Origin of the sequence: Mycobacterium lehmannii (genome assembly GCF_001499925.1) — a bacterium.
GTDB classification, from domain to species: Bacteria; Actinomycetota; Actinomycetes; order Mycobacteriales; family Mycobacteriaceae; genus Mycobacterium; species Mycobacterium lehmannii.
In genome coordinates, this window is record NZ_LQIR01000001.1 from 345,666 (window position 1) to 369,832 (window position 24,167).

Sequence of the window (24,167 nt, forward strand, 5' to 3'; positions counted from 1 at the left end):
GCCTCCATTCAGTCCTCCGGGTTGTAGCCGAGGTTGGGCGCGAGCCAGCGCTCGGCCTCCTTCAGCGTCCAACCCTTGCGCTTGGCGTAGTCGGCGACCTGGTCCTGGGCCACCCGGCCGACGACGAAGTACTGCGACTGCGGGTGCGAGAAGTACCAGCCGCTGACCGCGGCCCCCGGCCACATCGCCATCGAGTCGGTCAGCTCGATGCCGGTGCGCTTCGTGACGTCCAGCAGGTTGAACAGCGTCGCCTTCTCGGTGTGCTCCGGGCATGCCGGATAACCGGGCGCGGGACGGATGCCCACGTATTTCTCGCCAATGAGCGCGTCGTTGTCCAGCTGCTCGTCGGGCTGGTATCCCCAGAACTCCTTGCGGACCCGTTGGTGCATCCGTTCGGCGAACGCCTCGGCGAGCCGGTCGGCGACCGACTCCAGCAGGATGGCGCTGTAATCGTCCAGCGCCGCCTTGAACTCCATGATCTTCTCTTGGCTGCCCAGGCCGGCGGTCACGGCGAACGCACCGACATAGTCGGCCAGACCCGTTTTCTTCGGCGCAACGAAGTCACCCAGTGACCGGTTCGGGATGCCCTCGCGGTGCTCGCCCTGCTGACGCAGGTTGTGCAGTGTGGTCAGCACCTCGGTGCGGGTGTCGTCGGTGTAGACCTCGACGTCGTCACCGACGGCGTTGGCCGGGAAGAAACCGATCACCCCGTTCGCGGTCAGCCATTTCTCCTTGATCGCCGTGTCGAGCATCTCCTGCGCGTCGTCGTAGAGCTTGCGCGCCGCCTCCCCGGTGGCCGGGTTGTTGAGGATGTCGGGGAATCGGCCCTTCATCTCCCAGGCGTTGAAGAACGGCTGCCAGTCGATGTACTCGCGCAGTTCGGCGAGGTCGTAATCGAGGAACTCGCGCACGCCGAGCCCCTGAGCGGGCACCGGTGGCGTGTAGCCGTCCCAATCGATCGGCGTCCGGTTCGCGCGGGCCTTCTCCAGCGTCAGCATCGGCCGGTCGTTCTTTTGGGCGTGCCGTTCGCGCAGCGATGCGTAGTCCTTCTCGGTGGCCTCCAGCAGTCCGGGCCGCTGTTTGTCGTCGAGCAGCGCGGCGGCCACCGGAACCGAGCGGGACGCGTCCTTGACCCAGACCACCGGACCGCTGCGGCGCGGCGAAATCTTCACCGCAGTGTGCGCGCGCGAGGTGGTCGCGCCGCCGATGAGCAGCGGGATCTCCAGCCCTGCGCGTTCCATCTCGACGGCGAAGTTGGACATCTCGTCCAACGACGGGGTGATGAGGCCGGACAGCCCGACGATGTCGGCGTCGTGCTCCTTCACCGCGTCCAGTATCTTCTGCGCGGGCACCATCACCCCGAGGTCGATCACTTCGAAGTTGTTGCACTGCAGGACAACCCCGACGATGTTCTTGCCGATGTCGTGGACGTCGCCCTTGACGGTCGCCATCACGATCGTGCCGTTGGTGTCTTTGGAACCCGTCGTGCCGGCCTCCTCCTTCTCCGCCTCGATGAACGGAAGCAGGTAGGCGACGGCCTTTTTCATCACCCGGGCCGACTTCACGACCTGGGGCAAAAACATCTTGCCCGAGCCGAACAGGTCGCCGACGACGTTCATACCGTCCATCAGCGGACCCTCGATCACCTCGATCGGTCGCCCGCCGGCGTCGGCGATCTCGACCCGCAGTTCCTCGGTGTCGTCCTCGACGTGGGCGTCGATGCCCTTGACCAGCGCGTGCGTGATCCGCTCGCGGACCGGTAGGGATCGCCACTCCGCAGCTTGGGGGTCTTCGCCCTTGCCTTTACTGTTGAACCGCTCCGCGATCTCGAGCAGTCGTTCGGCCGCATCCTCGCGACGGTTCAGCACGACGTCCTCGATGCGCTCCCGTAGTTCGGCGTCGATCGAGTCGTAGGGCACCAGCGCGCCTGCGTTGACGATGCCCATGTCCAGGCCCGCCTTGATGGCGTGGAAGAGGAACACCGCGTGGATCGCCTCGCGGACCGGGTTGTTGCCGCGGAACGAGAACGACACGTTCGAGATGCCGCCGGACAGGTGCACCCCGGGCAGGTTCTCCTTGATCCAGGCGCACGCCTCGATGAAGTCGATCCCGTAGGTCGCATGCTCCTCGATGCCGGTGGCCAGCGCGAAGCAGTTCGGATCGAAGATGATGTCCTCGGCGGGGAAGCCGACCTCTTCGGTCAGGACCCGGTAGGCGCGACCGCAGATCTCCTTGCGGCGCTCCAAGTTGTCGGCCTGCCCCTCCTCGTCGAAGGCCATCACGACGACGGCGGCGCCGTACTTGCGGCACAACCGGGCCTCGCGGATGAACTTCTCCTCGCCCTCCTTCAGGGAGATCGAGTTGACGATCGGCTTGCCCTGCACGTTCTTCAGGCCGGCCTCGATGACCTCCCATTTGGAGGAGTCGATCATCACCGGCACGCGGCTGATGTCGGGTTCGGACGCGATCAGCCGGGTGAACCGGTCCATCGCGGCGACGCCGTCGATCATGCCCTCGTCCATGTTGATGTCGATGACCTGCGCACCGACCTCCACCTGCTGCAGGGCCACCGACAGCGCGGTGTCGTAGTCCTCGGCCTTGATGAGGTTGCGGAACCGGGCCGAGCCGGTGATGTTGGTGCGCTCACCGATGTTGACGAACAGGGTGTCGTCGTCGATGTTGAGCGGTTCCAGGCCCGACAGCCGGGTGGCCACCGGGATCTCGGGCACCTGGCGCGGCGGCTTGCCCTCGACGGCCTCGGCGATCTTGGCGATGTGCGCGGGCGTCGTTCCACAGCATCCACCGACCAGGTTGACGAAGCCCGCCTCGGCGAAGTCGGCGACGTAGCCGGCCTGACGCTCGGGGGTTTCGTCGTACTCGGCGAACGCGTTGGGCAGCCCGGCGTTCGGGTAGCAGGACACAAACGTGTCCGCGATTCGCGACATCTCGGCGATGTAGGGCCTCATCTCCGGTGCACCGAGGGCACAGTTGAGGCCGATCGCGAGCGGCTTGGCGTGCCGGACCGAGTTCCAGAACGCCTCGGTGACCTGGCCGGACAGCGTCCGCCCGGAAGCGTCGGTAATGGTGCCCGAAATGACGACGGGCCAGCGGCGGCCGCGTTCCTCGAACAGCGTCTCGATCGCGAACACGGCGGCCTTGGCGTTGAGTGTGTCGAAGATCGTCTCGACCAGGATGATGTCGGCACCACCGTCGACCAGGCCGTTGGCGGCTTCGAGGTAGGCGTCGACCAACCGGTCGTAGGTGATGTTGCGGGCGCCGGGATCGTTCACGTCCGGCGAGATCGAGGCGGTCCGCGTGGTCGGTCCCAGAGCTCCGGCGACGTAGCGGGGCCGGTCACCGGTGCCGACCTCGTCGCAGGCCTTGCGCGCCAGCGCCGCACCGGCGTAGTTCACCTCGTAGCTGAGCTCTTCCATGCCGTAGTCGGAGAGCGAGATCGCGTTCGCGTTGAACGTGTTGGTTTCGATGATGTCGGCGCCGGCGTCGAGGTATTCGCGGTGGATCGCCTCGATGATCTGCGGCTGGGTCAGGTTGAGCAGGTCGTTGTTGCCCTGGACGTCGCTCGGCCAGTCCTTGAACCGTTCGCCGCGGTATCCGGCCTCGTCGGGCCGGTCCCGCTGGATCGCCGTGCCCATCGCGCCGTCGATCACCATGATCCGCTGACCCAGTGTCGCGGTCAGTTCGTCGGTGCAGTCGGGGCGGATGTTCGGCGTGAGAGTGTTCGACTCAACGGCAGTCATGCGCGCTCCTTCCCTAGGGGAAGGCGTCCTTGAGTCTGCCGAGCGTGGCGGATAACGGTGAAGACCGGAATCCGTTGCAACGCCTCTCGACAGGCAAAGTCTACGTTGTCATCCAAACGATTCTCGGACGCCCGCCTCGACGTGGCGATCGGTCCGACCCGCACGGCGACGCGCGCCCATGAGCGAACGCTGGCGGATCTTGTCGGCACTGTCGTCGACACCATGGTTAACCAGATTGCAGCCGAGCGTATTTCGTCTTGGCTGGCAGCCGGGTGCACATCGCGCGGCCACCGATTACGAGGGCGTCGAGCAAATCGGTGGTGTACGCGCGGTCCTTCACATCAGCCACGAATCCAGGGTAGTCGGCGAATCAAGTCAGCACGTGTGGCGATGGCGCTCCTACCCGCCTCAGAGGGCTTACGCTGGCGTTGTGACCTTGTCGGATGCGAGCGGTTTGAAACCGCCCGACCTGCCCGAACTGAACGACACGATCGTCGTCGCAGCGTTCGAGGGCTGGAACGACGCCGGCGACGCGGCCAGCGATGCGGTGGAGCACCTCGACGCGATCTGGGAAGCCGAGACGATCGTCGAGATCGACGACGAGGCCTACTACGACTACCAGGTGAATCGGCCGGTGATCAGGCAGGTCGACGGGGTCACGCGGGAACTGGTGTGGCCGTCGATGCGGATTTCGCACTGCCGTCCCCCGGGTTCCGACCGTGACATCGTGCTGATGCACGGCGTCGAGCCGAACATGCGCTGGCGCACGTTCTGCTCGGAGCTGTTGGCGATCGCCGACAAGCTCAACGTGCAGACCGTCGTCATCCTCGGCGCCCTGCTGGCCGATACGCCCCACACTCGGCCGGTGCCGGTGTCGGGCGCGGCCTACTCGTCGGATTCAGCGGCGGTGTTCGGGCTGGAGGAGACGCGGTACGAAGGCCCGACCGGCATCGCCGGTGTGTTCCAGGACGCGTGTGTGCAGGCCGGGATCCCCGCGGTGACGTTCTGGGCCGCGGTGCCCCACTACGTTTCGCAGCCGCCGAACCCGAAGGCGACCGTGGCCCTGCTGCGCCGCGTCGAGGACGTGCTCGACATCGAGGTGCCGCTGGCCGACCTGCCGACCGCGGCCGAGGAGTGGGAGCAGGCGGTTTCGGAGATGACCGCCGAGGACGACGAGATCGCCGAGTACGTGCAGTCGCTGGAGGAACGCGGCGACGCCGAGGTCGACATGACCGAGGCTCTCGGCAAGATCGACGGCGACGCGCTGGCCGCCGAGTTCGAGCGCTACCTGCGCCGCCGCGGCCCCGGCTTCAGGGGCTGAGCGTCCGTCATCCCGCGCGAGCGACCGCATTTGTACGGCCGAGCGCGGCGTGTCGCGGGGCAAACTCGGTCGCTCGCGGCAGTGAGGGTTAGCGCTTTTCCAGCGCCTCGGTGCGCGCGCTCATCGACCGGCCCAACGCGGCGACCTCGGCGTCCATCTTCGGCAGCAGATCCGGCACCGTCTTGAGCGTGGCCCGCTCCCCCAGCCGCGACGCCAGCAGCGGCTTGAGCCAGCGCATCAGGCCGACGAACCGCGGGCAGTTGATCTGGCGTTTGCGCTGTTCGATGCCGGCAACGAACAGCTCACCGCACTTGTCCACCGAGGTGGTCTTGCCCAGCGGCCCGGGCAGAGAGTCGAGCATCTTGCGCGCGCTCGGCAGGTCCGAGCGACTCTCCCGGACCAGCGGCGTGTCGATCCACAGCATGTGCGCCGATCCGACGTCGACACCGTGGTGCGCGACCTCCAGGCGCAGCGCGTTGGCGAAATGCTCGGCGGCCGCCTTCGAGGCGTCATAAGGAGCCATGCCGGCCGAGGCAGCGTAGGCGGCCGCCGACGACACCACCAGGACGTAGCCGCGCCGGTCGATCACCGAGGGCAGCGCAGCGCGCACGGTGTGGAACACGCCGACGACGTTGACATCCATGATCGTCTGGAACGCCTGCGGGTCGACCCCGAGCACCGACCCGTAGGTCGCGATGCCGGCGTTGGCGATCACGATGTCGATGCCGCCGAACCGTTCGACTCCCTTGGCGACCGCCGCCTCCATCGCCGCCAGGTCGCGCACGTCGGCGACCGATGTCACCACCCCGTCCTCGCCGAACCGGGCAGCGACCTGGGCCAACCGGTCGGCGTCGAGGTCGGTCAGCACGAGCTTGGCGCCCTTGTCGTGCAGCCGCCGGGCCACCTCTTCGCCGATGCCGTTCGCCCCGCCGGTGATCAACGCGACTTTGCCGTTCAGTGAACTCATGGCGGCTAAGGTACCGCGCCGGCGGCGGCATTCGACGCACGTTCAGCGCGCCGCGAGGGTGCACAAATGGCTGGGAAACCAGCGGCGTGTCGTCGACAGACGCGCGCACTCGCCGCAACGGGGCTACAGCGCGATGCCCAGCAACGCGTCGACGGCGGTCGCCACCGTGTGCCCCGCCTCGGGGTCGTGGCCGCCGTAGCTCAGCGCGTCGGTTGTCCAACCGTCCAGCGCCGCAAGCGCTTTCGGGGTGTCCAGATCGTCGGCGAGGTACCGGCGAACCCGCTGCACGACATCGGTCGCATCCGGCGCGCCGGGCAGCGCGACCGCCGCACGCCAACGACCCAGCCGCTCGACCGCCTCGGCCAGCACCGCGTCACTCCAGTACCGGTCGGCACGGTAGTGACCGGCGAACAGCCCGAGCCGGATCGCCGCGGGGTCGACGCCCTCGGCGCGCAGCCGCGAGACCAGCACCAGGTTCCCGCGGCTCTTGCTCATCTTGTGGCCGTCCCAGCCGATCATGCCGGCGTGCACGTAGTGACGCGCGAATCTGCGCTCGCCTGTGACGGATTCGGCGTGCGCGGCGGAGAACTCGTGGTGCGGGAAGATCAGGTCGCTGCCGCCGCCCTGGATGTCGAGGTCCGTGCCGATGCGGCTCAGGGCGATGGCCGCACATTCGACGTGCCATCCCGGGCGGCCCGGCCCGAACGGCGACGGCCAACTCGGCTCCCCCGGCCGTTGCGCCTGCCACAGCAGCGCGTCGAGTTCGTCGCCCTTCCCCGGTCGCTCCGGGTCGCCGCCGCGTTCGGCGAACAACCGGGCCATGGTGTCGCGGTCGTAGCCGGACTCGTAACCGAACTGTGCGGTGGCGTCGGCGCGGAAGTACACGTCGGGATATTCGGCGTCGTCGACGATGTAGGCGGCACCTGAGGCCAACAGCTTCTCCACCACCTCGATGACCTCGGCGATGGCCTCGGTGGCCGCGACGTAGTCGTGCGGCGGCAGCACCCGCAGCGCGGCCATGTCCTCGCTGAACAGCCGGGTCTCGCGGTCGGCGAGTTCGCGCCAGTCGATGCCGTCGCGCTGCGCGCGTTCGAACAGCGGGTCGTCGACGTCGGTGATGTTCTGCACGTAGTGCACCCGATGTCCGGCGTCCAGCCAGATGCGGTGCACGAGGTCGAAGGCGAGGTAGGTGGCGGCGTGGCCGAGGTGGGTCGCGTCGTAGGGCGTGATGCCGCAGACGTACATCGTGGCCGTTTCGCCCGCGCTGACGGGCCGGACCTGCCGGTCGGCGCTGTCGTAGAGGCGCAGCTGCGGTCCCCGGCCCGGCAGCGCCGGGACGACGGGAGCCGGCCACGAATTCATAGTCTCGACTCTAGGCATCGATCTGACCGACATCGCGGGCGGCCGTATTCATTCCCGTCAGTCCCTCCAGCGGCTCCGATACGCCGAGAGGATCTCCTTGAGCAGCGCCTCGCTGAGCTCGGGCCGGCACATCAACAGGTCGGGCAGGTAGGGGTCGCGCCGGTTGTAGACCAGCTCCGAGCCGTCGATGCGCGACGCGTGCAGACCCGCGGCCTGCACCACGCCGGCGGGCGCGGCCGAATCCCACTCCCACTGTCCGCCGGCATGCAGGTAGGCGTCGACGTCACCGCGCACCACCGCCATCGCCTTGGCGCCCGCGGACCCGATGCGCACCAACTGGATGTCCATCCGGTCGCGCAGCCACCACAGCACCGGCGGCGGCCGGTTGGAGCTGGCCGTGATCAGGATGGGGCCGTCGGCGCGGGGCGGCGGCGGGGTGACGGTGTCGGTGCGGTAGACCTCGTTGCGCGCGGGTAGCGCGACCGCGGCGTCGGTGATGCGCCCGTTAGGCCCGCCGTCGCGTCGCCACAGCGCGATGTGCACCGCCCAGTCCGTGCGCCGCGGCATCGAGTACTCGTGGGTGCCGTCGACCGGGTCGACGATCCACACCCGGTCGGCGTCGACGCGGGACAGATCGTCGACCGCTTCTTCGGAGAGCACCTTGTCGTCGGGCCGCTCAGCGCGAAGCCGATCGAGGATCAGCCTGTTGGCCAGCTTGTCGCCGGTGTCGCCGAGGTCGTACGGGTCGTAGAAACCCACTTCCTCGCGGACCTTCAGCAGCATCTCGCCCGCCTCGGCGGCCACCTCGGCGGCCAACGCCGCATCAGTCAGGGTCATCGCTCAGAACGCCGGCCACGGGATCGGGCGATGCCGATCGGGTGTGGGCATCACCGGATCGGTCAGCAGCGCAACGGTTCTGGAGAGCAACGCGGCAATCTCCCGCTCGGTGATGAGCGCGCACAGTTCGTCGCCTAACCCGTTGCGCAGCTGATCGCGCAGCGCGGCCACCGATTCCAGTGTCTGGTCGTCGACGGGTTTACCGGCCCAGCCCCACAGCACGGTGCGCAGCTTGTCCTGGGTGTGCAGGGTCACCCCGTGGTCGACGCCGTACACCCGACCGTCGACGCCGGACAGGATGTGTCCGCCCTTGCGGTCGGCGTTGTTGACCAGCACGTCGAACACCGCCATCCGGCGCAACCGGTCGTCGTCGGCGTGCACCAGGGCGACCTCGTCGCCCGCGTAGTCGTAGGCCTGCAGGATCGGCAAAAAGCCGGGCGGAATGCGCCCTGCGGGAAGCAGATCCACCAGATCCGGCCCGTCCGGTCGTTCGTCGTCGACCTCGTCGCCCGGCTGGTCCACCCACAGCTGCACCATGCCCTCACCCGCCGGCCCTTCACGAATGATGGTGTAGGGCACGATATTCCATCCCAACGCGGCCGACACCAGATAGGCTCCGCGCTCGCGACCGGCCAGCGTTCCGTCGGGGAAGTCCCACAGCGGTGCCTCGCCCGCCACCGGCTTGTAGACGCAATGGACTTGGTGCTGCCCAAGATTCGCCTCGCACAGGAAGGTCGCGTTGCTGGCCGATCGGATGCGCCCGATGACGGTCAGTTCACCGCGCCGCAGCACCTCTTCGCGGACCGCATCGGCCCCGCCGTCAGATGTCGATGTCATCGTCGGACTCGGCGAAGGCGCCGCGCCGATAGCCGTTGGTGCGCACGCAGATGTGGCCTTCGGGGTCCAGCGGTTCGTCACACAGTGGACAGGGCGGGCGGCCTGCCGAGATCACCCGGTTGGAGCGCGTCGCGAACTCGCGCGCGGATTCCGGTGTGAGGAACACACGGACCGCGTCGGGGCCCTCCTCTGCGTCGTCGAGCACCACCGACGCGTCGAACTCGGTTTCCGACACCGCCAGCAGTTCGACGACGACCGTCTGGGCTTCGGAGTCCCAGCCCAGTCCCATGGTGCCCACGCGGAACTCCGCGTCGACCGGAGTGATCAGCGGGCTGAGATCCTCGACATCACCGGTGTCGGGCGGAATCGGCGTTCCGAACCGGCGATTGATCTCGAGCAGCAGCGCGGCAATCCGTTCGGCGAGCACGGCGACCTGCTGCTTCTCCAGAACCACCGAGACAACGCGCTTGTCGTGGACGGCCTGCAAGTAGAACGTGCGATTACCGGGTTGGCCGACGGTCCCGGCCACGAATCGGTCGGGTGTGCGGAAGACGTGGATTGCGCGGGCCATGGCACCTCCCAAAATACCGGTTGGGGCTTGTCACCCGTAATTGCGACTAGCCGGTGGACCCGCCGACGACGGCATCCTCCGGCGGCACCTCGCCGTCTTCCGCGTCGCTTTTCGCGGGTTTGGGCGCCAGCCCCGACGTGAGTTGGTCACCAGTGTGGTTGACGTGGATCACGAACGGCCGCACCGCCGTGTAACGGATCACGCTCATCGACGCCGGGTCGGCGGTGATCCGCTGAAAGCTGTCGAGATGGGTGCCGAGCGCGTCGGCGACAATGGCTTTGATCACATCGCCGTGAGTGCAGGCGACCCACAGCACGTCGCCCTCGTGCTCCTCGGCGAGTCGACGGTCGTGCTCACGGACCGCGGACACCGCGCGGGCCTGCACGTGGGCCAGGCCCTCCCCGCCGGGGAACACCGCGGCGCTGGGATGCTGCTGCACCACCGCCCACAGCGGCTCGGAGACCAAGTCGGCGATCTTGCGCCCGGTCCAGGCCCCGTAGTCGACCTCCGAGATCCGGTCGTCGACGATCGGCGTCAGGCCCAGCGCCGCGGCCAGCGGTTCCACGGTTCGTTCGCAGCGCAACAGCGGCGAGCGCACGATCGCGCGGATCGGCAGCGAACCGATGCGGGTTGCCACCGCATGCGCCTGTTCGCGACCCTTGTCGTCGAGGTCGACGCCCTCGGACCGGCCCGCCAGCGTGTGCGCGGTGTTGGACGTCGAGCGGCCGTGCCGCAACAGGATGACCGTCATGTCGCTGCCACCACACCCGTCCCCAACAAGATCAGCACCACGGTGCCCAGCATGACGCGATACCCGACGAACCAGTACATGCTGTGCCTGACCAGGAACCGCAGGAACCAAGCCACTGCGGCGAAACCGACCACGAACGCGATCAGCGTGGCCACCAGCAACTGCGGGCCGGTCGCGCTCATCCCCTCCCCGACGGGATGGAACGCGTCGGGAAGCGAGAACAACCCGGAGGCGAACACCGCGGGGATGGCCAGAAGAAAACCGAACCGGGCGGCCAGCTCGCGGTTGAGACCGAGGAAGAGCCCGGCGCTGATCGTCGCGCCGGAACGGGACACACCGGGCAGCAGGGCCAGGCACTGCGCGAAGCCCACGATGATGCTGTCCTTCCACGTCAGCTGTTCGACGGTGCGCGCCTGGCGGCCGAAGTACTCGGCGGCGGCGATGACGGCCGAGAACACGATCAGCGCGATCGCGATCGCCCACAGATTGCGTGCGCCGGTGCGGATCTGGTCCTTGAACAGCAGCCCGAGGACGGCGATGGGGATGGTCCCGACGATCACATACCAACCCAACCAGTAGTCGGCGTTGCGGTGCGCGGTGACAAACAAGCCGTTGAACCAGGCCTTGACGATGCGCCCGATGTCCTTGGCGAAGTAGAGCAGGACCGCGAACTCGGTGCCCAACTGGGTGACGGCGGTGAACGACGCCCCGGCGTCGTCGGCGAAGAACACGCGCGACGTGATCGCCAGGTGCCCCGAGGAGCTGACGGGCAGGAACTCGGTCAGCCCCTGCACAATCGCGAGGACGACGACCTGCACCCACGACATCGCCGGCACGTCCGTCACGACGACGACCGTACCGTGGGCGGGTGTTAGCGACCGGTCCGCGCCACCGGCTCTGCGGACGCGACGAGATCACGCACCGCCGCGCCCACGCTGCGTCGGTCGGTGAGGTCGATGTCGGTCAGCTTGCGGCTGGACACCGCGACCACGTCCTCCTCGTGCGGGACCGGTCCCGCCAACCGCGGGCGGTAGATCTCGACGACCAGCATCTGGCGCTCGACATGGAACGAGAAGCTGCGGCCGTCGCCCACCTGGCCGAAGCCGCTGGCATACAGGCCGGTGGTCATGTCCTCGATGACAAACTCACCGGCGCCGGTCGCGCGGTCCGTGGCGAGGGTCATGATCGCACCATACCGTTGACGCGGCCGCTAATTGGGAGGGCACGGCGAGCGGACGAAAGCCGACGCGCAGCGGTCTGCCTAGACTGGCCGTTCAGTCGATTAACCGTTCGCACGACCGAGAGCTACCCCTTGGCGCCCGTGGTAAACACATCGAATCAGCCGATTCGCCGGATCGTGGCGACGCTGGCTATCGTGCCGGCATTTGTGCTGGTCGGCGGCTGCTTGTCGGAAAGCTCCGACGCTCCTGCCACCATCGCGCCCGCGCAGGCCGCGGTGTCCCCACCGGTGGCCGGCCGGCCCGACGGCGTCGTGCGGCCGCTGGGCGCCGATGCGCAGGCGGCGATCGTCGACGCGGAAAGCGGCTCACTGGTGGTACTGGCGCCCGATCCGGCGGACCGATCGCAGGTCACGGTGTATTCCACGGGCGGCGAGGACGCGGCGACGATGTCGTTGTCCAGTCCCGCAACGGCGTTGACGGGTGACGGCGACGGCCAGGTCTACGCGGCGACGCGCGGCGGCTACCACCGGATCGACGTCGCCGGCCGCACCGCGACCAAGGTCGAGGTCGAGGGCCTGCCCGACACCGACTTCACCGCGATCGCGCGGCGCGCGGACGGCCGACTGGTGCTCGGGAGCGCCGACGGCGCCGTCTACACGTTGGGCTCAGACACCGCCGTAGCCGCTACGCTGAACATCTTTGCCCGTGTCGATGCGCTTGTCACACAAGGGAATACGGCCGTGGTACTGGACCGCGCCCAGACGTCGGTGACGGCGCTCACCGAGAACGGCGAGGAGCAGGCGCAGGCGCTGCGGGCGGGCGAGGGTGCGACGACGATGGTCGCCGACCCGGCCGGTCGGGTGCTGGTGGCCGACACCCGCGGCGAGGGGCTCCTGGTCTTCGGCACCGATCCGCTGATCCTGCGTCAGCGGTACCCGGTGCGCGACGCCCCCTACGGCCTCGCCGGGTCGTCGACGCTGGCCTGGGTGTCGCAGACTGCGACGAACGAGGTCGTTGGCTACGATCTGGCCACCGGCATTCCCGTCGAGAAGGTGCGATATCGAACCGTGCAGCAACCGAACTCCCTGGCATTCGACGAATCCTCTGGCACCCTGTATGTGGTGTCCGGATCGGGAGCGGGTGTGCAGGTGATCGTCGACGCGGCGAGAGCGCACGCATGAGCGCACTTCACCGCGGACGGATGCCAGCGGCCTGGGAGGACGCCGTCAAATCAGACCTCTCAGACGACTACGAATGGATTCCGCTGCGGTTGCCGCCGGACGTCACGCGAGTCAGCGCCTCGACCCGGTTGTCGATCGAGGCCGAATACCGAGGCTGGGAACTCACCCGCGTCAGGCTCTACACCGACGGTTCGCGACGGGTGTTGCTGCGCCGCAAGAAGACCGCAGCCAGCCGGATGAACATCCCGGAGCAGCCCGCACAGTGAGGCGATGATGTACGGCGCGCTGCGGCGGGCGCTGTTTCTCGTTGCACCCGAACGGATTCACACGTGGGTCTTCGCACTGCTGCGGGCCGTCACCTATCCGCCGTGGACCAGGCGCGCGTTGAGACGGTGGTTGGGACCCCGCGATCCGATACTGGCCAGCACGGTGTTCGGTGTCCGGTTTCCCGGACCGCTGGGCCTGGCCGCCGGGTTCGACAAGAACGGCAGCGGACTGCACACGTGGGGCGCACTCGGCTTCGGTTACGCCGAGGTGGGCACCGTCACCGCCCAAGCCCAGCCCGGCAACCCGAAACCGCGGATGTTCCGGCTGCCTGACGACCATGCGCTGTTGAACCGGATGGGATTCAACAACCACGGCGCGGGCGAACTCGCCGTGAGGCTCGCCCGGCACGTTCCCGATGTCCCCATCGGCGTGAACATCGGCAAGACGAAGATCACGCCGCCGGAGGAGGCGGTGCAGGATTACGCGACATCGGCGCGCCTGCTGGGACCGCTCGCCTCGTTCGTGGTGGTCAACGTCAGCTCTCCGAACACTCCGGGGCTGCGCGACCTGCAGGCGGTTTCGTCGTTGCGCCCGATCCTGACCGCGGTGCTGGCGGAGACGTCGAAACCGGTGCTGGTGAAGATCGCACCGGACCTGTCCGACGAAGACGTCGATGAAATCGCCGACCTGGCAGTCAATCTCGGCCTGGCCGGCATCGTCGCCACCAACACGACCGTGTCGCGCGACGGGTTGGCCACCCCGGGCCTCGACGAACTGGGGCCCGGCGGGATCTCCGGGCGGCCGGTGGCCACACGTTCGGTCGAGGTGCTGCGCAGGCTCTATCGCCGCGTCGGGGACAGGCTGGTGCTGATCAGTGTCGGCGGCATCGAAACCGCCGACGACGCGTGGGACCGGATCATCTCCGGAGCCTCACTCCTGCAGGGTTATACCGGATTCGTGTACGGCGGCGGGCTGTGGGCCAAAGGCATCCACGATGGAATCGCCCGCCGCCTCCACGAGGGGGGCTTCGGCTCACTGGCCGAAGCGGTCGGTTCTGCGGCCTAGCTTGCGCGCTTGCGCTTGCGGATGAACTCACCCGCCTCGGCTTCGCGCTGACGCTTCTCAGCGCGCCGGTCCTTGAGGGACCGTTCAGCCTTCTTCAGGCTTCTACCGGGTTTCTTGTCAGCCATTGTCGCTCCTTAAGCAGAAGTGGCAATCACTCACCTGCGACCATACGTCAGTTCCTCAGAAAAGCCAGTCGTGCAGGAAATCGGAGCGCGCAGAGCAGATTTCAGTGTTCTGCTACTTCTGCTCGTAGGTGCCGTGGATCAGCGCCCGCGCGATCGCGTGCTGAAACAGGTTGAACCCGAGGTACGCCGGAGTCGCGTCCTCGGGCAGATCGAGCTTCTCCACGTCGACGGCGTGCACGGCGACGATGTAGCGGTGGGGGCCGTGTCCCGGAGGCGGGGCGGCGCCGATGAAGCGCTGGAGGCCGGCGTCGTTGCGCAGCGTGAGCGCATCGCCGGGAAGGCCGCTGCCGTCACCCACTCCCTCGGGCAGTTCGGTGACGGTGGCGGGCAGGTTGGCCACCGCCCAGTGCCAGAAGCCGGACGCGGTCGGGGCGTCGGGGTCATAGACCGTGACCGCGAAGCTGCGGGTCTCCTCGGGGAAGCCCGACCAGGTCAGGTGCGGCGAGACATCGTTTCCCCCGGCACCCATGATGCCGCTGACCTGGTCGTTGCCCAGCGCGTCGCCGTCGTTGAAGGTGTCCGAGGACACCGTGAACGAGGGCAACTCGGGGAGGAACTCGTAGGGGTTGTAATCAAACGCCATGACTCGTCCTTTCGTCGATCAGCAGTGCAACAGGAAATGCTCGAGGACCTGGGTACCGAACTTCAACGCATCGACGGGTACCCGCTCGTCGACGCCGTGGAACAACGCGCTGAAGTCCAGATCGGGCGGCAGCTGCAGAGGAGCGAAGCCGAAGCAACGAATTCCTAACTGCGCGAACGCTTTCGCGTCGGTACCGCCGGAGAGCATGTAGGGCACGATGCGGGCGTCGGGGTCGACGGACAGGATCGCGCCGTTCATCGCGTCGACCAGGTCGCCATCGAAGGTGGTCTCGTACGACGGCAGTTCGGTGACCCACTCGCGGGTGACGTGGGGGCCGATGAGCTCGTCGACCTCGCGTTCGAATGCGGCCTGGCGCCCGGGCAGGATCCGGCAGTCGACGATGGCCTCGGCCGACGCGGGGATCACGTTGGCCTTGTATCCGGCCTTGAGCATGGTGGGGTTGGCGGTGTCGCGCAGCGTGGCGCCGACGATGCGGGCGATCGGGCCGAGCTTGGCGATCGCGCCGGGCAGGTCCGGCGAGTCGATGTCGAACGTGTAGCCGGTCTCCTCGGTGACCGCCTGCAGGAACTGGCCGACGGCGTCGGTCATCACCAGCGGGAACTCGTGGCGGCCCAGCTTGGCGACCGCCTCGGCGACCGCGGTGACCGAGTTGCTGTCGTGGATCATCGAGCCGTGGCCGGCGTGACTGCGCGCGGTCAGCTTCATCCAGTTCATCGACTTCTCGGCGGTCTCGACCAGGTAGAGGCGCCGCTCGCCGCCGTCTTTGCGCGGCACGGTCAACGAGAAGCCACCGACCTCTCCGACCGCCTCGGTGACCCCGGCGAACAGGTCGGGCCGGTTCTTGACCAGCCAGTGTGAGCCGAACTTGCCGCCGGCCTCCTCGTCGGACAGGAACGCGAAGATCAGGTCGCGCGGCGGGGTGATGCCCGCGCGCTTGAAGTGCCGCGCGATCGCGATCATCATGCCGCACATGTCTTTCATGTCGACCGCGCCGCGACCCCACACGTAGCCGTTCTCGACCGCGCCGGAGAACGGGTGCACGCTCCAGTCGGACGCCTCGGCGGGCACGACGTCGAGGTGTCCGTGCAGCAGCAGCGACCCACGCGAGCTGTCGGAGCCCTCGAGCCGGGCGAACACGTTGCCCCTGCCCGGCGCGCCGGCCTCCACGTATTCGGTCGCATAGCCGACTTCTTCGAGCTGTTCGGCCACCCAGCGCGCGCATTCGGCCTCACCCACGGTGGTGGCCGGGTCGCCGGTGTTGGACGTGTCGAACCGGATGAGCGCGCTGACGAGGTCGACAACCTCCGCTTCGGCGTTGACGGGACCAGTCACAGTCACCATTCGTACCATTGACCTGGCGGCTGGGTTTGGGTCACGCCTCAGTGATCCGATAGCCTTAGCTGCCCACAGCGAGTCCGAGTGGCGGAATGGCAGACGCGCTAGCTTGAGGTGCTAGTGCCCTATTAACGGGCGTGGGGGTTCAAGTCCCCCCTCGGACACCATTGTGATGAGTTGAGTCATTGGTTACAGATCGCCCCGGCCATCGGCCGGGGTTTTTCTGTTGGTTTGCGCCAGTAATTGCGCTGGAGGCGGTGTCGTGGTCGCGGCCGGTGCATAGGTCGTGTAGTCGGCTGCCGTGGTTAACGTGAACTTGCCGAATTGCTCGAGTGATGTTGATCCCGCGGCCTCGGATAATTCAGGCGGATCCCCGGGGCTTGTTCGCGCCGACGGTCAGGCCGCCCGGCCTCCTGGGGGTGCTGGTCCGCCGGGCTCACCGGATCCGTCGACTGACACTGCGGCGGCGGAATCGGTTTCGACGGCGTCATTGTCGTCGGCATTGTCGTCGGCGGGCTCGGCAACCGACGCAGTGTCTTCGTGGGCTATTTCGCTGTCGTCGGTGGGTACTGCGGCGCCCGTTTCTGTTTCGGCGACCCGGTTGCCGTCAGCAGGCTCGGTGCTTGACGCCGTGTCTGCGATTTCGTCGGCTGTCTGGTTATCGTCTGCGGGCGCTACCGCAGGTGGCTCGGACTCGGCGACCTGGTTGCCGTCAGCAGGCTCAGCATTCGACGGCGGGTCTTCATCGGGGGTCGTGGTCGGTTCGGTGCGAGGCGTCGAGGGTTGCTCTTCGGGGTCGTGGGGGTGCAGGAGGCGTTCGGGGCGGTGGTAGTAGTTGAGGCGGGCTTGGCCGGTGTCGAGGCCCGGTGGGGGCAGCCATTCGACTTCGCCGCGGTTGTTCATGCGGGTGGTCCAGCCGCCGTCGGTGACGCTGCGGTTGTCGGGTCCGCAGGCCAGGCCGAGTTCGTCGATGTTGGTGTTGCCCCCATCGGTCCAATCAGCTTCGACGTGGTGTGCTTGGCAGCCGTAGGCACCCACGGTGCAGCACGGTTTGGTGCATCCGCCATCACGAGCGATCAACATGATCCGCTGCGCAGGGGAGGCGATGCGCTTGGTGCGGAACAGATCCAGCGCCGAACCGGTGGCTTGGTCGAACACCGCCAGGTAGTGGTTGGCGTGGCCGGCCAGCCGGATCACCTCACTGATGGGCATGCGGGTGCCCCCGCCGGTGGTGCCGACCCCGGCGCGCGATTCCAGGTCCGGCAACGTGGTGCGGATGATGATCGACACCGGTAGCCCGTTGAGCCGGCCCAACTCACCGCTCATCAACGCGATACGCCCCACAGCGATCAGCGCATCGTGCTGACGCTGGGCCAGGCTGCGGTGGTCGTTGTCGATCTGAGCCTGGGAGGGGGTGCCCGAGGTGCACGGCTGGGCATCGTCGGGGTTGCACATGCCCGGGGCGGCGTATTTGGCGAAGATCGCCTCCCAGAGCGCCCACGCTTCGGGGGTGAGCATCGCGCGCAGCCCCACCATCCCGTCAGGGCCTTGTGGGGATTTTGTGATTCCGCGTTTGCGGGCCCGGTCGACGTCGCTGGGCGCGGGGCCGTCTTGGTCGAGTAGAAACAGCGTCAGTTCGGCGGTGTCGGTGAGTTCTTTGGGTCCGACCGTGACCGCGGTGCGCACCAGGTCCAGTTCGAATTGTTCGCGGGTGGCGGTGTCGACCCAGCCCGGCAGCTTGTGCAGTGATTTGCGGATGACCTCGACATGTTCGGCGTTGATCAGCCCGTGGGCTTGAGCGGCTGCCGTGGCGGCCAGTGCCGGTGGCAGCGACGCGCCGCTCACCGCCTGGCGGGGGGCCAACAAGTCAGCCTCGGTCAGGCGCCGATTGGCCTCGCGTGTGGAGGTCCGGTAGCGCACTCGCAGGACTTCCTTCCAGGAGTGCGCACCCATCTCAGCCGGAGTGGCCTCGCACCGCAGACGGGCCAGCAAACGCTGGCCCAACGTCGGCAGCTGACACGACAGCGTTTCGAACTCATCGAGGGCGGCCACCAGGTCATGGCGGGTCAACAGCTCCAGATCACAGGCAACCACCTGCTCATAGGCGGCCCGCAACTCGGCGATCGCCACCTGCAACGCTGTCCCCGACATGCTTCGAACATACATTCGAGATCTGACAGATCCGGCCGGCGACTGTGCTGGCACGCCGGCGGTCGGCGTGTTCGATGTTGTAGCCCGCAGAAGGGTGTCCAGAAGTGATCCGAAGTCGCGGGGCGATCGGAGGTCGAAGGCGTCCGCGTAGCGAGAGTTCGCGTAGCGAGAGTTCGCGGTAGCGGTGCGGGCCGTTCAATTAGGTGGCGCATGGGGGTTGAGGGTGGTTGGAAGTCATTGTGGCCGTGGGAAATCGTGGTGTGCAGACTTCCGAGCACTATCTCGGCGAACGTGCGTGTCTGCCCACGACGCGCCTCTCGAGTTCAGCAGTCTCTGCACGCTCGCGACACGGCGAGCGCTCAGTAAACGTCGCGTACGTAGCGTTTGGCCGCGACCAGTTCGCGCTTGTAATCGTGCGCCTGTTCGTGTGACATCCCGCCGTGCCGCTCGATGATCGTGGTCAACGCGGCGTCGACGTCCTTGGCCATGCGGCTGGCGTCGCCGCAGACGTAGAAGTGCGCGCCGTCGTCGAGCCAGCGCCACAGTTGAGCACCGCGGTCGAGCATCCGGTGCTGGACGTAGACCCGCGAGGCCTGATCGCGGGAAAACGCGAGGTCCAACCGGTCGAGCAGGCCGTCGCGAGCCATATCCTCGAAATCGTCGCGGTAGTAGTAGTTCTGGTCGCGGTGCTGCTCACCGAAGAACAACCAGTTGCGACCGCGGTGGCCGAGGGCCCGTCGCTCCTGCAGGAAGCCACGGAACGGCGCGACGCCCGTGCCGGGACCCACCATGATCATCGGAACCGAGCCGTCCTCCGGCGGGCGGAAATGCGGTGAGCGCTGCAGAAAAACCGGCACCGACGACGCGCGGTCGGCCAGAAAGGTCGAGCAGACGCCGCCACGACGACCGCCGTCGGCGCCACGGTAGCGCACCACCGACACCGTCAGCTGCACCTCGTGCGGGCTGACCAGCGGGCTCGACGAAATGGAGTAGCTGCGCGGAGTCAACCGGACCAGCACCTCGCGCCACTCGTCGGGATCGGCGTGCACGACGAATTCCTGGACGAGGTCAAGGCCGTTGCGGCCGGCCAGCCACTTGTCCAGCTTGGCCTTGGGTGCCCGCAGCGCCTTGGCGTCGCGGCTGTGCTCGGCGATGAAGCGCACCAGGTCGGGAGTGATCCGGCAGAAGTCGAAGTGCGAGATGAGCGCATCGCGCAACGACATCTCGGCGCCGTCGACCTCGACGGCGTGCTGCGGAGGCATTCCAGTGGCCGCCAGCCACGCGTCGACCGTCACTGGGTCGTTGGTGGCGCACACTCCCAGCGAATCACCTGCTGCGTAGGTGACGTCGTGTCCCGAGATGTCGAATCCGAACTGCCGCACCTCTTTTCGAGACGCCGGTCCGGTGAGCACTACGTTGCGGGCCAGCGGCACGACGAGGGGGCGCGCGCGAGTGAACGGCTGAGCGACGGTGACCGGGCGCGCGAGTGTCGTGACGCCACCCCTGGGCGGCGACGTGTCGATGCCAGGGGTGAGCAGTGCGGTGACATCGTCGGCCCAGCGTCGCATCCGCTCGTCGTCATAGGCCTCGCAGTCGGCGCGCTCGAGCAGCCGCACGGCGCCGAGGTCTGCCAGCCTCGTGTCGACGGCCTTGGCGTGGCCGCAGAAGTCGTCGTAGGAGCGGTCGCCGATGCCCAGCACCGCATACCGCACGCCGGTCAACGGCGTCGCCTCCGAGGACTGCAGCCGCTGCCAGAAGCTCGCGCCGTTGTCGGGCGGTCCGCCGTTGCCGAACGTGCTCGTGACCACGAGTACGTCACGGGCCGTCGCGAGGTCGGCCGGCGCGAGGTCGTCCATGTTCACCAACTGGGCGTTGCCGAGCCGCTCGGCGAGTCGGGAGGCGAAGTCCTCGGCGTTGCCGGTCTGCGACGCCCACAGCACGAGCGGCCCATCGTCGAGTTCTGGTCGAGCGACCGGTTCTTCGGAGGAACGGTGGGCCTGGCCCGCGAGCAGGCCGTTGATCCACTGTCGTACCTCGGTGCATACGGGCGCCGAATCGGGCAGCACCGGAACATCGGCCCCGGCCTCGGCCAGTCCGCTGAAAAAGCCTGACACGTAGAGCGATTCCTGCTCGCTGAGCGTCGGCGACGCGACCGGTCGCAGGTCGACCGCGCAGACCTTGAACTCGGGCTGCAGCGAATCGGGGTCGACCGCGTCGTTGGTCAACGCGTTGACGGTGAGGTTCTGACCGTGCTCGTCGTTCCAATGGAAAGGCACGAAACAGCTGCCCTGCCGTACGCGTTCGGTGACGACGGCGGTCAGCACCGCGCCCCCGCGCCGCGTCGTGAGCTCGACCGGTCGTCCGTTCTCGATGCCGAGCCGCAGCGCATCCTCGGGATGCACCTCGACGAACGGCTCACCGGTGAGCTTGTTGAGCGACTCGACGCGTCCCGTCTTGGTCATGGTGTGCCACTGATGTTGCAGCCGACCGGTGTTGAGCACCATCGGGTAGTCATCGTCGGGCAGTTCCCGCGCGTCCATATGCGGGCGGGCGTGAAAGATCGCCCGCCGCGACGGGGTTGGGAAGGCCAGTCGCGGCGCCTGCCCGCGCTCGTCGACGAAGTACTCCTGGCTGACACCGTCGTTGACGTAGCGGATGGGATGGCGATCGGACTCGTCGTCCGGCGCGCACGGCCACTGCACCGAGGTCTCCCGCAGCCGCGCGTAGCTGGCACCGCGAATGTCGTAGCCGGTCTTCGGGTTCCAGAACCGCCGGATCTCGTCGAAGATCTGCTCGCTGGAGGTGTAGGCGAAATACTCGCCGAAGCCCATGTGGGCCGCGACCTGGCAGATCAGTTGCCAGTCGGGCCTGGCCTGTCCCGGCGCCGGAATGGACTGCTGCAGCAGCGTGAGGTTACGTTCGGAGTTGACCATCACCGCATCGGATTCTGCCCACATGGTCGCGGGTAGCACGATGTCGGCGTAGGTGTTGGTGGCGGTCGCGCTGTAGGTGTCCTGGGTGATGACGAGCTCGGCGGCACGTAACCCATCGATGACCGTCGACCGGTTGGCCACGCTGGCAACGGGATTGGTGCAAATGATCCAGCACGCTTTGATGTCGCCGTCAGCGAGTTGCCGGAACATGTCGACGGTGCCTGGGCCGACGTCCGCACGGATCGTGCCGGGGGCCACGCCCCACTGCTTCTCGACGAATGCGCGGTCCTGCGCCGATGTCACCGAGCGCTGACCCGGCAGCCCCGGGCCCATATAACCCATTTCGCGTCCACCCATCGCATTGGGTTGTCCCGTCAGCGACATCGGCCCGCTGCCCGGTCGGCAGATCGCGCCCGTGGCCAGATGCAGGTTGCAGATCGCGTTCGTGTTCCACGTACCGTGAGTGCTCTGGTTGAGCCCCATCGTCCAGCAGCTCAGCCACTCCCCCGCGTCGGCGATCATCTGGCCGGCGAGCCGGATGTCGGCCTCCGCCAAACCCGTGACGTGAGCGACCTTTTCGGGCGTGTAGTCGGCGAGAAACGCCGGCATCGCCTCCCAACCCTCGGTGTGTTGATCGATGAAATCGAGGTCGATGGCGCCGTTTTCGACTAACAGATTCAGCAGCCCGTTCAGTAACGCGAGATCGGTGCCGGGTTTGATCTGCAGGAACAGGTCAGCGCGTTCGGCGGTCGTCGTGCGGCGGGGGTCGACGACGATCAGCTTGGCGCCTGCCTTGAGCCGGTCGACCATGCGCAGGTGCAGGATGGGGTGACAGTCGGCCATGTTGGAACCGATGACGAAGAACAGGTCGCTGCAATCGAAGTCGGCGTACGACCCCGGCGGACCGTCGGCGCCCAGCGATTGTTTGAAGCCGGTTCCGGCGCTGGCCATGCACAGCCGTGAGTTCGACTCGATGTGCACCGTGCGCAGGAACCCCTTGGCCAGTTTGGTCGCGAGATACTGCGCCTCGATGGACATCTGGCCCGACACGTACAGCGCCACCGCGTCGGGACCGTGCTGCTCGACGATCTCCCGCAGCCGCCGGCCGGCCTCGGCAACGGCGTCGTCAACGGGGATCGGGACCAGTTCCTCGTCGCGGCTGGGCCGCAGCATCGCCGAGGTCAACCGGCCGTCCGCGGCGCGCATCAACTCGGCGTGGGTGGCGCCCTTGGTGCACAGCCTGCCGAAGTTGGCCGGGTGCAGCTTGTCCCCGGACACCCGCGCGATCACCGGGTTACCGGTCTGCCGGTCGGTGGTGGTGTGCACCTCGATACCGCAGCCCACGCCGCAGTACGAACACGCCGTCCGAGTCACCATGGGCGTCAGGCGGGCACCGGTGAAGCGACGCGGCCGACCTGCTCGCCGGCGCCGGCCCGCGAGGTCTGCATGCGCAGGAACACGAACCACGTGACCATCGCGCAGATCACGTAGAAGCCGAGGAACACCCAGAACGCGTTGGTTGCGGACTTGGCGTCGCTGACGTACGACGCGCGCAAGACGACGTTGATGAACACGCCGCCGAGGGCGCCGACCGCACCGGCGAAGCCGATCAGCGCGCCGGACATGCTGCGCGACCAGGCGGCTTTGTCCTCGCGGCTCCATTCGTCGCGACCCTGGGCCTTGGCCTCGAAGATCGACGGGATCATCTTGTAGGTCGAGCCGTTGCCGATGCCCGACAAGACGAACAGCAGGATGAAACCGGTTACGTAGGCGGCCATCTGCCCGCTGGTGGCCGCCCCCGCCATACCGTCGTCGAGCACGCCGGCCGCCACCAGGATTCCGGCGGCGAAGATCATCGCGATGAAGGTGTAGAGGGTGACCCTGCCCCCGCCGACCCGGTCGGACAGCTTGCCTCCGAACGGACGCGAGATCGAACCCAAAAGCGGGCCGATGAACGCGATCTGGGCGGCGTGCAGCGAGGCCTGCGCGGGGGTGTCGCCGCCGGCGAGGAAGTTGATCTGCAGCACCTGCCCGAAGGCGAAGGAGAAGCCGATGAACGAGCCGAACGTGCCGATGTAGAGAAAGCTCATAACCCAGGAGTGCTTGAACCGCAACGCCTCTGCCATGGCGCCCAGGTTCGACCGCTGATTGCCGAGGTTGTCCATGAACAGCGCCGCCCCCAGCGCGGCCAACGCGATCAGGACAAGGTAGATGGCGCAGACGATTTCGGGTGCGGTGTTGCTGACGGTGGCGATCACCAGGAGCCCGACCAGCTGGATCACCGGTACCCCAATGTTGCCGCCGCCGGCGTTCAGGCCGAGCGCCCACCCCTTGAGCCGCTGCGGGTAGAACGCGTTGATGTTGGTCATCGACGACGCGAAGTTGCCGCCGCCGACTCCCGCGACCGCGGCCACGATCATGAACGTGGTGTAGGACGTGCCGGGAGTGTTCATCACCCACAGCGTCAGCACGGTCGGGATCAATAGCAGCAGGGCACTGACGATGGTCCAGTTACGCCCGCCGAACCTTGCGGGGGCGATGGTGTACGGGATCCGCATGAATGCGCCGACCAGGGTGGGCATGGCGACCAGGTAGAACTTGCCCGCCGCATCGATGCCGTAGACGTCCTGGGGCATGAACAGCACCATCACCGACCAGATCGACCACACTGAGAATCCGACGTGCTCGGCGAATATCGACCAGATCAGGTTCCGCTTGGCGATCTTCTTGCCACCGGATTCCCAGGCCTCGAGGTCCTCGGCGTCCCAGTTGTCGATGGTGCGGCTGCGGCTCAGAGTCTTCACAGGCATCACGATGAAGTGCGGCCATTCCGTAGCCGTTGCACGTCCGTGACCGAAAGG

At 67.4% G+C, this 24,167-nt stretch carries 20 protein-coding genes and 1 tRNA gene; 5 read left to right on the plus strand and 16 right to left on the minus strand.

From position 1 onward, the window contains the following. Nucleotides 1-8: 8 nt before the first annotated feature. A complete protein-coding gene (metH, locus tag AU192_RS01720; RefSeq protein ID WP_064393964.1) occupies nt 9-3,758 on the minus strand; it encodes a methionine synthase in 3,750 nt (1,249 codons plus the stop codon). A 226-nt stretch (nt 3,759-3,984) separates the two neighbouring features. Next, nucleotides 3,985-4,107 carry a hypothetical protein gene (locus AU192_RS26080; RefSeq protein ID WP_255392535.1) on the minus strand — a complete coding sequence of 41 codons (123 nt, stop codon included), beginning with the start codon at nt 4,105-4,107 and terminating at the stop codon, nt 3,985-3,987. Between the two features lie 105 nt (nt 4,108-4,212). On the opposite strand from AU192_RS26080, the gene AU192_RS01725 reads away from it, so the two are divergent. Next, nucleotides 4,213-5,079 (plus strand): PAC2 family protein, encoded by an 867-nt coding sequence (locus AU192_RS01725; protein WP_207544900.1) that lies wholly within the window; start codon nt 4,213-4,215, stop codon nt 5,077-5,079. 88 nt (nt 5,080-5,167) lie between these two features. Here AU192_RS01725 and AU192_RS01730 read toward each other — a convergent pair whose 3' ends face one another. From AU192_RS01730 to AU192_RS01765, 8 genes are all read right to left on the minus strand, one after another. Beyond that, nucleotides 5,168-6,046 carry an SDR family oxidoreductase gene (locus AU192_RS01730; protein WP_064393966.1) on the minus strand — a complete coding sequence of 293 codons (879 nt, stop codon included), beginning with the start codon at nt 6,044-6,046 and terminating at the stop codon, nt 5,168-5,170. A 123-nt stretch (nt 6,047-6,169) separates the two neighbouring features. Then, entirely contained in the window at nt 6,170-7,408 is a 1,239-nt protein-coding gene (gene mshC, locus AU192_RS01735) for a cysteine--1-D-myo-inosityl 2-amino-2-deoxy-alpha-D-glucopyranoside ligase (protein ID WP_064393967.1), read from the minus strand. 57 nt (nt 7,409-7,465) lie between these two features. Further along, complete coding sequence (locus AU192_RS01740) at nt 7,466-8,245, minus strand: 3'(2'),5'-bisphosphate nucleotidase CysQ (protein ID WP_064393968.1); 780 nt, start codon at nt 8,243-8,245, stop codon at nt 7,466-7,468. 3 nt (nt 8,246-8,248) lie between these two features. Continuing rightward, nucleotides 8,249-9,082, minus strand: a complete 834-nt coding sequence (locus tag AU192_RS01745) for an SCO1664 family protein (protein ID WP_094286545.1) — start codon at nt 9,080-9,082, stop codon at nt 8,249-8,251. Continuing rightward, nucleotides 9,066-9,653, minus strand: coding sequence for a DUF3090 domain-containing protein (locus tag AU192_RS01750; RefSeq protein WP_064393970.1), 588 nt, complete (start codon nt 9,651-9,653; stop codon nt 9,066-9,068). The genes AU192_RS01745 and AU192_RS01750 overlap by 17 nt, the downstream gene beginning before the upstream one ends. Nucleotides 9,654-9,699: 46 nt before the next feature. After that, nucleotides 9,700-10,404, minus strand: coding sequence for a histidine phosphatase family protein (locus AU192_RS01755; protein ID WP_064393971.1), 705 nt, complete (start codon nt 10,402-10,404; stop codon nt 9,700-9,702). Continuing rightward, nucleotides 10,401-11,231, minus strand: a complete 831-nt coding sequence (locus AU192_RS01760; protein WP_064394185.1) for an undecaprenyl-diphosphate phosphatase — start codon at nt 11,229-11,231, stop codon at nt 10,401-10,403. The genes AU192_RS01755 and AU192_RS01760 overlap by 4 nt, the downstream gene beginning before the upstream one ends. Nucleotides 11,232-11,275: 44 nt before the next feature. Beyond that, entirely contained in the window at nt 11,276-11,587 is a 312-nt protein-coding gene (locus tag AU192_RS01765; protein WP_064393972.1) for a hypothetical protein, read from the minus strand. 138 nt (nt 11,588-11,725) lie between these two features. Between AU192_RS01765 and AU192_RS01770 the strand changes: the two genes are divergently transcribed. The 3 genes from AU192_RS01770 to AU192_RS01780 are packed head-to-tail and all read left to right on the plus strand — an operon-like array spanning nt 11,726 to nt 14,098. After that, nucleotides 11,726-12,766 (plus strand): ligand-binding sensor domain-containing protein, encoded by a 1,041-nt coding sequence (locus AU192_RS01770; protein WP_423202658.1) that lies wholly within the window; start codon nt 11,726-11,728, stop codon nt 12,764-12,766. Then, on the plus strand, nt 12,763-13,032 hold the full coding sequence (locus AU192_RS01775) for a DUF5703 family protein (protein WP_064393974.1): 270 nt from the start codon (nt 12,763-12,765) through the stop codon (nt 13,030-13,032). The genes AU192_RS01770 and AU192_RS01775 overlap by 4 nt, the downstream gene beginning before the upstream one ends. 7 nt (nt 13,033-13,039) lie before the next feature. Then, nucleotides 13,040-14,098 (plus strand): quinone-dependent dihydroorotate dehydrogenase, encoded by a 1,059-nt coding sequence (locus AU192_RS01780; protein WP_165593258.1) that lies wholly within the window; start codon nt 13,040-13,042, stop codon nt 14,096-14,098. On the opposite strand, the gene AU192_RS26085 is transcribed toward AU192_RS01780, so the two are convergent. The 3 genes from AU192_RS26085 to AU192_RS01790 form a co-directional block, all read right to left on the minus strand. Next, nucleotides 14,095-14,223 carry a hypothetical protein gene (locus AU192_RS26085; protein ID WP_255361514.1) on the minus strand — a complete coding sequence of 43 codons (129 nt, stop codon included), beginning with the start codon at nt 14,221-14,223 and terminating at the stop codon, nt 14,095-14,097. The two genes, AU192_RS01780 and AU192_RS26085, sit on opposite strands and share 4 nt — an antisense overlap. A gap of 112 nt (nt 14,224-14,335) precedes the next feature. Next, nucleotides 14,336-14,866, minus strand: coding sequence for a YbhB/YbcL family Raf kinase inhibitor-like protein (locus AU192_RS01785; protein WP_064393976.1), 531 nt, complete (start codon nt 14,864-14,866; stop codon nt 14,336-14,338). Nucleotides 14,867-14,884: 18 nt separating this feature from the next. Next, on the minus strand, nt 14,885-16,228 hold the full coding sequence (locus AU192_RS01790) for a M20/M25/M40 family metallo-hydrolase (protein WP_064393977.1): 1,344 nt from the start codon (nt 16,226-16,228) through the stop codon (nt 14,885-14,887). Between the two features lie 72 nt (nt 16,229-16,300). On the opposite strand from AU192_RS01790, the gene AU192_RS01795 reads away from it, so the two are divergent. Next, nucleotides 16,301-16,389 (plus strand) — tRNA-Leu (locus tag AU192_RS01795). Nucleotides 16,390-16,618: 229 nt separating this feature from the next. Here the strand turns inward: AU192_RS01795 and AU192_RS01800 are convergent. The 3 genes from AU192_RS01800 to AU192_RS01810 form a co-directional block, all read right to left on the minus strand. Further along, a complete protein-coding gene (locus tag AU192_RS01800) occupies nt 16,619-18,388 on the minus strand; it encodes an HNH endonuclease signature motif containing protein (protein WP_064393978.1) in 1,770 nt (589 codons plus the stop codon). 344 nt (nt 18,389-18,732) lie between these two features. Next, complete coding sequence (locus tag AU192_RS01805) at nt 18,733-22,683, minus strand: bifunctional nitrate reductase/sulfite reductase flavoprotein subunit alpha (RefSeq protein ID WP_207544896.1); 3,951 nt, start codon at nt 22,681-22,683, stop codon at nt 18,733-18,735. 5 nt (nt 22,684-22,688) lie between these two features. Next, nucleotides 22,689-24,116, minus strand: coding sequence for a nitrate/nitrite transporter (locus AU192_RS01810; protein WP_064393979.1), 1,428 nt, complete (start codon nt 24,114-24,116; stop codon nt 22,689-22,691). Nucleotides 24,117-24,167: the final 51 nt, after the last annotated feature.